Source organism: Planococcus donghaensis MPA1U2 (assembly GCF_000189395.1).
Taxonomy (GTDB): domain Bacteria; phylum Bacillota; class Bacilli; order Bacillales_A; family Planococcaceae; genus Planococcus; species Planococcus donghaensis_B.
Genome location: NZ_AEPB01000025.1, coordinates 45,767 through 56,161, shown reverse-complemented (window position 1 = coordinate 56,161; position 10,395 = coordinate 45,767). Strand labels below are relative to the sequence as shown.

The window sequence follows — 10,395 nt, the reverse complement described above, 5'->3', positions numbered from 1 at the left end:
AAGGAGATTTTAATGCTTTTCGCTCGCGAAAAGCGGGGCAAGTAGGTTTTTTGTTAGGCGGGGGAGGATGATTAGGGTTGGGAGATTGCTGGGTGGCGGGATATGCGCGGTTCTAGAGAAGTACGCACGATGCGGCGAGTGTTACGCGCGATGCTGGAAGAATACGCGCGGTCGCGAGAAACTTACGCGCGTTCCAGAAAAAATACGCGCGAACGAGGTTCCGGACGCAAAAAGGTCTCACTCGAAAGTAGAGGTTGCTTGTTCTTGAAATAAAGCTAATAGCTTTTAGTGCTTTTCGCTCGCGAAAAGCGGGGCAACTAATGTTTTTGGTTTTGGTGGGCAAGTATTATCGAGTTAAAAGTAGTCAAGATGGCGGCATACGCACGGTGCAACGAGTGTTACGCACGCCATCCCAAAAAAACTCCCAAAACTTTATAGTTGCAATTCCCCTCCGATGGGTTTATATTGTATGAGGAGTCAATGATTGATACCTCAATCATTATCAAATCATAATAACTTAACAGAAAAAGGAGCATGATATATATGCAAGCTACACAAACTTTCCAAAAAACAAACGATTTTAACGACATTATGAACAACCGTCGTTCGATCAAACAATACGACCCAACGGTGAAAATCAGCCGCGAAGAAATGAGCCAAATCATAGAGCAAGCTTCAACAGCGCCATCTTCTATTAATATGCAACCTTGGCGTTTTGTTGTGATCGACACAGAAGAAGGAAAAGAAAAAATCGCACCGCTTGCTTCATTTAACTTAGAAAAAGTAATGAGCGCGTCTGCAGTCATCGCAATTTTTGCGGATCTTAAAAACATCGAATACGGAGAAGAAATTTACGGGAAAGCTGTAGAACTTGGCTATATGCCTGCAGATGTAATGCGCGCACAGCTTGATTATTTCAAACCAGCTTATGAAAATGCACCGTACGATACAATGAAAGACATCATTATGTTGGATACAGGTCTTGTATCTATGCAATTAATGCTTGTTGCGCGTGCTCATGGATATGGCACGAACCCAATTGGCGGTTATGATAAAGAAAACATCGCAGAAGTGTTAGACTTAGATAAAGATCGTTATGTTCCAGTTATGTTACTGACAATCGGGAAAGCATTAAATGATGGCTTCCAGTCATACCGTTTGCCTGTTGAAACTACTACACAATGGAAATAAAATAGGGTCAATGAAAAGCAGAAAGCCTATCAATTGACCCAATCACAAAAGAGGAGGTCCATTGATGGCATGTTCATTTTCAAAACAAGAGCAAATCTTGCAATTGTTCAAAGGACTGACCAACCAAATTAGTCCGAAATTTGAACGTTGTACAGGCATTAGTGCATCGCGCTATGAATTGCTTTATCAACTTTACAACACCGACGAAATCAACCAATCGACGCTTCAAAAAGCCGTCAATATTGACAGCGCGGCCGTTACTCGCCACCTGAAACAACTGGAGGCAGACGGCATGGTTACGAGAAAAAGAAGCCCTGCCGACAACCGCGTTATTTTTGTCAGCTTAACCAATGAAGGCCGCGAAAAAATTATCGGCTACCGTCAAGAAAACATGGGCTTTGTCAATCAAATGCTTCACGACTTCAAACCAGAAGAAATTGAGCATTTATCGGACATGCTAAGCCGCATGCAAAACAATATAAGCGAGTATTAAAGCACGACCAAATAAAAAATAGAGGATGAGTCCACATGATTATTATTCACGCAAACTTGCAAGTACAACCAGCTCAAGAACAAGCATTTCTAGAAGCAGCTAAAACAGTTATCGAAGGATCGCGTCAAGAAGCAGGCAACATCAGCTACGACTTGAAAAAATCTACTGATCAAGAACAGCATTACACAATGGTTGAAGTGTGGAAAGACGCTGAAGCGATCCAAGCACATAACACAAGCGAACATTTCCAAGCATTTGTTCAACAAGCACCAACATTCATGGCTGCACCAATGGACTTAAACGCGTATAGCGCAGAAACTGTAAAAATGTAATAAGAAGTATTTCTGAAGAGTAGCTTTATAGCTGCTCTTTTTTAATTGAATAAAGAACAAATCGTGGCAATTCACATCCAAAAAGCATATAATTAACAGAATATTAATTTTTTATTATTCAATCAGCACAAAACGGTTGAAAGGATGAGAGTGGATGATTATTAATTACTCACACTTAGAAGTAAAACCGGGTCATGAAGAAGAATTTTTAGAAGCCTGCAAATCTGTGCTTCAAGCAGCCAGAGCAAACAAAGGAAATATTAGTTACAATTTAATGAAGGTGTTTGGCGAAGAAAACCTGTACAAAGTCGTTGGATTTTGGAAAGATGCAGAAGTCTATGACGCTCATCTTGCGAGTGATTATATAACCGAATACGTTGAGAAGTCGGCAAATTTTTTAAGTGCACCAATAACGAAAAAAGTCGTACATGGTGAATATCGATAATGAATAACAGATTAGAAGGTGTAAAACGATGATCTTTCTTTACACACACATGCAAGTAAAACCCGAACAAGAAAGAGCATTTTTAGAAGTAAGCAACTCCATTCTTCAGAAAGTAAGAAAAGAAGAAGGCAATATTATGTGCGATTTTCTGAAGTCTACAGAGCAGGAATACACTTATAAAGTAGTTGGAATTTGGAAAGATGCGGAAGCCTATAAAGCACACTTTCCAAGAGAAGAATTACAAGAAGATCACGATAAAGTATTAATGCTCTTATCTTCACCAATGAAAGCAGAAGTGTTTAGTGGTGACAGCATCGAGCTAGAGTGAAACCACTGCCGTTGTTTCACTCTAGCTACTTTTTTTTGCATTTATATTAAGCAGCTACTAGTTATTTAAACTCACCCGACATATAATAAGCTAAGCGATTCTACTGGAATATCATGTAAGTAAATAATCCGTCAAATAGAAACAGCTAACAAAATCGAAGGGAAGAGCGTTTTGAAAGCAAAATACATACCGGTCATCTTCTGGGGGCTGTGCATTTTACTAGCAACCAATAACTACAATTTCCAAGCTCTACTTTTCGCACATGATATAAACTTCAATATTCGCTTGTTCCCCAACTTATCTGACTTATTCATCACCACAGATATTCATCTCGGCAGTAGACTTTATGTTTTCCAAAAAACCGGTCACGCCTTATCTTTCGGTATCCTTTTTCTCCTACTGGCTCAAACTATTGGCAATAAAACCAAAGCCATCATTTTGTGCAGTCTGTTTGCGTTCTTCACTGAATTTCTTCAATTGTTTTTCGAACGAACGGGACGAATTTCCGATGCGATTATTGACATCGGAGGCGTTTACTTAGCTTATCGATTGAGTATATACGTGGAAGAACAAGGCGGCATCACCCAAACCTTCTGGAAAACGATACAGAAAATAGCCGGTGCACTGACAGATGAAAAAATCCGTTAAATAAACTCAACTCAAATTGACGTTTCTTCTATATTTATAGAAGAAACGTTTTTTGTTTAACCTCTTACTTGTTCTATCCTAGTATAGATCGCCAATAGGCTTGTTGATGAGCCACTAAAATGTCCTCAAATAGATTTATTAACAAATACCAAAAATAAACTTCTGGCACCCCTATATTTGTATTGCGTCCTATAATTTTCCACTACATAATAAATCAACCACATTTACATGGGGCAATGGGAGAGGCGGGAACAATAGAGGTATGAAAGCAAATGAGATACAGACAGCGCAGCAAGCAGTAGACGCAATCCGTCAGTTATGGGCGACACGTTCCATTCGGGGATTACGCAAATTTATCGGGGAACTCCAAACAGAAGAAGATTTTTTGCGCTTGATGAAACTAACCGATCAAGCAGATTTATATACGTACGGCCATTTGCTTGCAACACAAGCGCATAAACGCTTTGGCACGTTGAGAACATTTACGTGGCAATGTGGACGATTGCTTGAAACAGGGCGCAGCTTAGAAGCAGAAGAACAAATGATGAACAGATTGCACGGCATCGAATCGGGCAATGACTCAGCAGAAGAATTAGCAGCGGCACATCAGTTGTTGTTGCGCGTATTTGCTCAGTTAACCCGGTTACCAGAAGCAAAAACGCAACTTGAACAGTACAAAGCACAAAGAGGGTTCGTTTGGCCAGATCTTGAAGGTTTTTATTTTATCTATAGCGGAGAATGGAAAGCGGCAGAAAACGTGTTAAAAGACGCATTGAGCGACGAAGTCACTGAGCGGAGTCAACAAGTACGCATATTGTATGCAGATGTATTGGCGATGACTGGTCGACAAGCAGAATCTTTAGCCGTTCTCGAAAAAGGGCAAGAGTTAGAACCAGAATCTTGGACATTCCGTGCAGATATTATTCGGACGCTGTTTTTCCTTGGGCATTACGAAAAAGCACTTGCCCAAATGACACATTATAATGAAGAAAACCCGTATCATGTTCATCACAAAGCATGGTCATATATGGCGGCGGAATGCTTGTACAAGCTAGAACGCTGGGAAGATCTCCAAGCTTGGGTAAACAGTCTTCACAAATTGCTAGAAAAAACCGTTTACGGTAAAGGAGAAATTCGCCGAGATGCCAAGCGTAACGAAATTAAGTTAACGCCAAATATTCAAAAGCTCAATTATTGTGTGCCTGCATCTTTATCTCTGATGCTTGAAGCTTACGATATGAAGAAAGGGCAAGACGAAATAGCGGAACATGTCTTTGATGTGACGGGTTCGGATTTGCAAATGACGATGACGTATATGGAGTCACTTGGATTTACGGCGCGTTATTTTAAAGGCAAGCTTGATGTCTATAAGCAATTGCTCGATGCAGGAATCCCGGTATTGCTCAGCATGATGATTGAAAACAATGCGCACGTGCATGTTGTTATTGGGTATGATGACCGCTTAGAAGCATTGATTGTGCAAGACCCGAATGATTTAGGGCCGCATTTATTGGCTTATGAAGACATGAAAGATACGTATAAATTAACGGATTCTTTGAGTATGGTGTTTTTATTGCCAGAGCAGCAATCGTTTTTAAGCTTGCTCGATAATAAAGAACATCTCTATTTCTCGCAGTTGTTTGAAATATGGGCTACTGAAGAAAAAGTCGGCGAAAAAGGCCGCTCGATCGATTTTCTTGAAGCTCATCCAGAAGAACGCTACGGAGCAATGATTGGATTGGTTACTCGCTTTTCAGAAAGAGCCAAAGCGCTTCACTCGACTTGGCTTGAAAAGCTTTATAAAGACCTCGGGAAAGATGATGCTGAAGTGGCGCTGTTAGCGGCGCATATGCATTACCGAAAAGAAGAAACTGAGCAAGCGTTAAAATGTTTAGAAGGTGTGAAAGAAAAAAACAGTCCGTATGCACTGTTTTTAAAAGCAGCTATTTACATGAGCCAAAGCGAACACGAAAAAGCAGTTCCGTTTTTAAAACGTTCGATTGAACTGGATCACTATCAGCCAATGGCCTATAGCCATTTGGCGCGTTGTTATTTAGAAATCGACAAAACTTATCAAGCGTTTAAATGGTCGAGTATCGCGCTTGAACAAGAACCGACAGACGTTTTTGCGCGAATTACACATAGTTTAATTCAATACGAATCGGGCGCTTATGAACAAGCGTTAACACGTTTCCGCGAGCTTTCTCAAGAACATCCAGAAGACGGTTATTTTATTTATGAAATTGGTCGTTGTTTGTTAGCGCTTGGTCAGGAAAAAGAAGCGATTGCGTCGCTAGAGCAAGCCAAAGAAATCGACTTTAAAGAACCATTCGCGTATTTGCGTATTGCGGAAATCCATATGGAAGCAAAAGATTGGGCGCGAGCGGACAATATTATTCGCGAAGGAATCGATCATTGCGAAAAAACCGATGTGTTGCATTCGTATTTAGGGCATATCGCAATGGAACAAGAACAGTTTACAGAGGCAGAAACCGAATACCGAAAATCGCTTGAATTGGATCCAACCGATTTGTTTACTGTCACAAATATCGCGCATACCTTGCTAAAACAAGAAAAACACGTTGAACTGAACAAGTTCGTTATGCAATACAAAGAAACAGGAGACACGTTTTACTTTAACCGAACCGCTGCTATGCTTTGGCAAGAATCAGAAGATGACCTAGCGAAAACACTAGCCATTGACTTGTTAGAATCGGGGATGGAACGTGACACGTTAAACCTTCGCGAAATTGCTGAGCAATATGCAGAGTTTGGCGAAGCGCCACAATTTCGTAGCCGGATGTTCGAACGTTTCAAACGCTTCCGTGAAACGGCTCCAGACTCGCAATTATTGTGTTACGAAGGTGGTTTGTATGAACTTGAAGACCATCAGCGTTTTGCAAAAACGCTATACGAACAAGCAGTAGAAATAGACGGGTTTTATTTGGCGCATTATTTGTTGGGCCGTCTTGCTGAACAAACTGAGAAGTGGCATGAAGCACTGGCGCATTACACGAAATGTGTGAAAGCAGACTCGCGTTTTATGGTGGCTCATGAAGGATTGATGCGTAGTTATTTGGCGCTCGAAGATCAGGACCGAGCTTTTAAAGCCGCTTTATTTGTACTAGAAAATGAACCATTATCGCTCGATTTGCAAGAATTGTTCGAGCTAGTCGACAGCGACGCCAAACAACTCGCAATTGGCCGAGTGCTCGAAAAAGTGTCCGCACAAGTGCTTGAGGAATGGTTATTGTCCGCAAAAGCGCAACTTGCAGAGAAAAGAGGAAAAGTGGCTGAAGCTGAGAATTTATTGCTCCAAGCGCAAGCACTTAACGGAGCGTTGCCTTCACGATATCAATACATGCAATTTTGTGTGCGTCAAGGAGACTTGAAGCGCGCGCTTGTGTTACTAGAAGAGCTAATTGAAGAGCATCCAGAAGAAGAAGGCTTTTACGCAGAGTATGTTCAAGTGTTAGCAAAAATGCGCAAAACTGGTGATATTCAAAGACGCTTGAAAAAACGACTCAAAGGCGAAGAGTTGGCGATGGCTGAAACGTATAGCGCCGATCAATTGGTGGTGTTGTTGGACATAGAAGAAGAGGAATCGACGAATTTCTTTGGAAGGTTACGCGACAAATCACGCCGCTTTTTACTCGTTTCGAACATTATTGACATTTATACAGACGCTGCGAAAAAATCCAAAGACAGCGAAATTCCTGTCTTGCACCTTGCCGAATTTTACTTGGAGCGGGACGGGGCAGACGATGCGGCAGAAGAGTTGGAGCCGTTTGTGAAACGCACGGGCAATTTTGATGCGGCGAAACTATTGCTTCAAGCGACATTCCAAGAAGCCAATAACAAGCAGTCTCCAAAGTTGCTAACTAAAGCGATCAAACAAGCACAAGAACTGCATAAGCAAAAGCCAACCGACATTGATCTTGTGTTATGGCAAGGGGATATGGCTGCTATTGAAGAAGATATCGCAAAGGCCGAGGCGTTTTACGAACAGGCAATCGCGATGAATCCATATCGCAGCGATAGCTATGTCCGGTTGATGCATTTGCTTGCCGATCACCGGAAAGTGCAACCAGCACAATTTGAAAGTCGCATACCTGAAGAGCTGCGTCTGAATGAATGGATTTGTGTAACGCTCGCGATTATGTCAATTAATACTGGAGACAGTGTCTCGGCTATTACCCGGTTACGTGCGTTACAAGATGTAGTACCGGAATATTTACCGACAAGTTACGAGCTGGCACGCGCAACTATGGTCGCAAATAAACCAATTCAAGCAAAAAAACTGCTTACTGAACTATTTGAAAAAGACGGAGGCGAATTGTTTATCGAAGCCGCTGTTGAAGAAGAGTTGTTCGAAGAAATTCTTGACGATGTATTAACTGTAGGGGTTTAGTGGTCTGAATAAATGCGTCATCTTTGTTTTTTAAAAGATGGCGCATTTTTTACTTTATAAGTATCTACTGGTCTTGACTTCCAAAAAAATCTTGATAATTAGTAACGTGTCGTTCATACTAGGGTAGGAATATCGTCTTACATAGAAAGACTAGCGCAAGGAGCTGTATAAAATGAAATCGGTACTAAAAATGAGCGCAATAACGATCGGTGTCTTGGCACTAGTAGTTGTAGGTGGCTATTATTTTTTCACGCAAGGTTCTTCAAAGGGCGGTAACATAACAAAGGTAGCCGAAGAAATTGAGAAAAGCGACAACAAAGCAGTTGCCGCAGAAAAAGATGATGTGAAAGTTGACAGTGATGACCTCAAAATGAGCGAAGGCGAACTGCAAGTTTATATGCACCAAATGACACACCAAAAAATTACTGCAAGTGAAAAAAAAGGCGCAGTTGAAATGACCCCTGAGCATATCGATGGGTTACTCACCATAGTTAACGCTTATGCTGGTGACTACAAACACAGCGATTTTTACTTAGCCACATTGGAGAAATGGAAAGAAGGCGACTTTTCTAACGCCGTTAATGTACACAACACCATTTGGGATTGGCACGGGGGCACTGTCGGCAGAGCGACAGGATTTATGACACCTGAGCAAGAACAAGATTTTGTGGAGAGAAAGTTTAGGTAGGAGAAAGCCACTATAGACTATGAAACAAATACAAAAGTCGATCCTTCAATGGGATCGACTTTTTGAGTTTATTATCGTCTAACTGCGCTAACATTGTTGTACTCAGGCACAACAAAGCGATCAACATAAAGATGAAAGAACCATTCGCTAACAGAGAGAATCACTGCTGCCATTAATGCGGGGGTAACCATTTCGATATTTTGTCCCGTGAGCAGCCAACCAAGCAGCCAAATGGCTAAAAAAGCCATAACAAAATCGATTAACGTCGCGATGCCATTGCGCGTTGATTGATTTTCAGGACTACTGGCGTTTAGGAAGATCATTATATCGCCAAGTGCATAAGACAACGCGGTCAACGCTAAACTAATTAACAAAGTAGGCACGAACGCAACGTCAAAGATTAAGGTCAGCACAAGAACTAAGACAAATGTCACTATAACAAATTTGATGCCAAGTGCAAGAAGGTGTCTCAAGTTGTTTCTCCTCCTCTCTCTACGTTTTAAATAAACACCACTTGATTTATCAAAGTGGCGTTGGGACAACTATTAACGCACGTTCATGTCGTTCGGATGAGGTCCGTTACGACGCTCTTTGTTTAACGCATTGATCGCTTCCATTTCCTCGTCGCTCAACTCAAAATCAAACACATCAAAGTTTTCTTCGATACGTGACGGTGTTACCGATTTTGGAATCGCAATAGTGTTGTTTTGCAAGTGCCAACGCAACACAACTTGAGCAGGAGACTTTTCTTTCGACTCCGCGATTTTCGTGATTGTCGCATCTTTCAGCACGTCGCCCCCTTGTTCAAGTGGACTCCAAGCTTCCAAGAATATGTCGTGTTTCGCACAAAATTCCTTCAAATCTGTTTGTGCCAAGTATGGGTGGCATTCCACTTGGTTCAATACTGGCGGAATATCACACTCATCCAATAAACGCTGCAAATGCTCAATTTCAAAATTACAAACTCCAATCGCTTTTACGCGGCCGTCATTATATAACTTTTCTAATGCTTTATAAGTTTCCACATAAGTATCAAACTCAGGCGTTGGCCAATGAATCAAATACAAATCCACATAATCAAGTCCAAGACGGTTTAAACTTTCATCAAACGCACGTAACGTGTTGTCATACCCTTGGTCTGTGTTCCAAACTTTTGTCGTAATAAACAAATCTTCGCGCGGAATTTTTGTATCCTGCAATGCGCGTCCAACGCCAATCTCATTTGTATAAATCATCGCCGTATCAATCGACGTATAACCCGTTTCTAAAGCTTTCGCCACAACTTTTGTCGCTTCATCGTTTTCAACCTGCCACACGCCAAAGCCTAATTGCGGCATTTTCAAGCCATTATTTAATGTAATAAAATCCATTTTGCATAGCCCCTTTTTTATGTATAATCAGTTCAATTATTAGTTTACCCTTTTTTGGTTAGAATAAGCATCTGATTGACTCGAAGGACTTAGATCTTGAGTCGGAAAGCGGGGTTCATCGCTTTCCTGGTCTTGGGTAATAAAGGTTTTGAATTAGGAGGAGAAAGGAAGAATTTGGGCATACTGTCCGAATTGAGTAGAATACTGTCCAAATGAGAGCAAATACTGTCGGAATCGACGAAATACTGTCCAAATCACAACAAATACTGTCGAAAGCGGAAAGCGCGCCCTGCGCTTTCCTGGTCTTGGGTAATAAAGGTTTTGAATTAGGAGGGAGAGGAAGAATTTGGGCATACTGTCCGAATTGAGTAGAATACTGTCCAAATGAGAGCAAATACTGTCGGAATCGACGAAATACTGTCCAAATCACAACAAATACTGTCCTCGACTAAAACCGCCGCCAAAACTCCTCACGCAAAAATGATTATC

At 41.4% G+C, this 10,395-nt stretch carries 10 protein-coding genes; 8 read left to right on the top strand and 2 right to left on the bottom strand.

Features of this window, described 5'->3' with window-relative positions; all coding sequences use genetic code 11:
* Positions 1 to 543: 543 nt before the first annotated feature.
* The 8 genes from GPDM_RS07050 (at position 544) to GPDM_RS07015 (ending at position 8,536) form a co-directional block, all read left to right on the top strand.
* The gene (locus GPDM_RS07050; RefSeq protein WP_008430219.1) at positions 544 to 1,191 is read left to right on the top strand and encodes a nitroreductase family protein; all 648 of its coding nucleotides are present in this window, start codon (positions 544 to 546) and stop codon (positions 1,189 to 1,191) included.
* 64 nt (positions 1,192 to 1,255) lie between these two features.
* Positions 1,256 to 1,684: a MarR family winged helix-turn-helix transcriptional regulator gene (locus GPDM_RS07045; protein WP_008430218.1), complete on the top strand. Its 429-nt coding sequence runs from the start codon at positions 1,256 to 1,258 to the stop codon at positions 1,682 to 1,684.
* 35 nt (positions 1,685 to 1,719) lie between these two features.
* Entirely contained in the window at positions 1,720 to 2,016 is a 297-nt protein-coding gene (locus GPDM_RS07040; protein WP_008430217.1) for a putative quinol monooxygenase, read from the top strand.
* Positions 2,017 to 2,170: 154 nt separating this feature from the next.
* The gene (locus GPDM_RS07035) at positions 2,171 to 2,461 is read left to right on the top strand and encodes a putative quinol monooxygenase (RefSeq protein ID WP_008430216.1); all 291 of its coding nucleotides are present in this window, start codon (positions 2,171 to 2,173) and stop codon (positions 2,459 to 2,461) included.
* A 28-nt stretch (positions 2,462 to 2,489) separates the two neighbouring features.
* Positions 2,490 to 2,789: a putative quinol monooxygenase gene (locus GPDM_RS07030; protein ID WP_008430214.1), complete on the top strand. Its 300-nt coding sequence runs from the start codon at positions 2,490 to 2,492 to the stop codon at positions 2,787 to 2,789.
* A 171-nt stretch (positions 2,790 to 2,960) separates the two neighbouring features.
* Positions 2,961 to 3,437, top strand: a complete 477-nt coding sequence (locus GPDM_RS07025) for a VanZ family protein (protein WP_008430213.1) — start codon at positions 2,961 to 2,963, stop codon at positions 3,435 to 3,437.
* A 262-nt stretch (positions 3,438 to 3,699) separates the two neighbouring features.
* Positions 3,700 to 7,848: a tetratricopeptide repeat protein gene (locus GPDM_RS07020; protein ID WP_008430212.1), complete on the top strand. Its 4,149-nt coding sequence runs from the start codon at positions 3,700 to 3,702 to the stop codon at positions 7,846 to 7,848.
* Positions 7,849 to 8,020: 172 nt separating this feature from the next.
* The gene (locus GPDM_RS07015) at positions 8,021 to 8,536 is read left to right on the top strand and encodes a DUF6241 domain-containing protein (RefSeq protein ID WP_008430211.1); all 516 of its coding nucleotides are present in this window, start codon (positions 8,021 to 8,023) and stop codon (positions 8,534 to 8,536) included.
* A 71-nt stretch (positions 8,537 to 8,607) separates the two neighbouring features.
* Here GPDM_RS07015 and GPDM_RS07010 read toward each other — a convergent pair whose 3' ends face one another.
* The gene (locus GPDM_RS07010) at positions 8,608 to 9,009 is read right to left on the bottom strand and encodes a DUF2512 family protein (RefSeq protein ID WP_008430210.1); all 402 of its coding nucleotides are present in this window, start codon (positions 9,007 to 9,009) and stop codon (positions 8,608 to 8,610) included.
* A gap of 72 nt (positions 9,010 to 9,081) precedes the next feature.
* A complete protein-coding gene (locus tag GPDM_RS07005) occupies positions 9,082 to 9,906 on the bottom strand; it encodes an aldo/keto reductase (RefSeq protein ID WP_008430209.1) in 825 nt (274 codons plus the stop codon).
* Positions 9,907 to 10,395: the final 489 nt, after the last annotated feature.

What these genes read in the sequence shown, in the direction of transcription:
- GPDM_RS07030 (WP_008430214.1), top strand. Translation starts at nt 2,490, where the DNA reads ATGATCTTTCTTTACACACACATGCAAGTAAAACCCGAACAAGAAAGA.
- GPDM_RS07005 (WP_008430209.1), bottom strand. Translation starts at nt 9,906, where the DNA reads ATGGATTTTATTACATTAAATAATGGCTTGAAAATGCCGCAATTAGGC.
- GPDM_RS07040 (WP_008430217.1), top strand. Translation starts at nt 1,720, where the DNA reads ATGATTATTATTCACGCAAACTTGCAAGTACAACCAGCTCAAGAACAA.
- GPDM_RS07020 (WP_008430212.1), top strand. Translation starts at nt 3,700, where the DNA reads ATGAAAGCAAATGAGATACAGACAGCGCAGCAAGCAGTAGACGCAATC.
- GPDM_RS07015 (WP_008430211.1), top strand. Translation starts at nt 8,021, where the DNA reads ATGAAATCGGTACTAAAAATGAGCGCAATAACGATCGGTGTCTTGGCA.
- GPDM_RS07045 (WP_008430218.1), top strand. Translation starts at nt 1,256, where the DNA reads ATGGCATGTTCATTTTCAAAACAAGAGCAAATCTTGCAATTGTTCAAA.
- GPDM_RS07035 (WP_008430216.1), top strand. Translation starts at nt 2,171, where the DNA reads ATGATTATTAATTACTCACACTTAGAAGTAAAACCGGGTCATGAAGAA.
- GPDM_RS07050 (WP_008430219.1), top strand. Translation starts at nt 544, where the DNA reads ATGCAAGCTACACAAACTTTCCAAAAAACAAACGATTTTAACGACATT.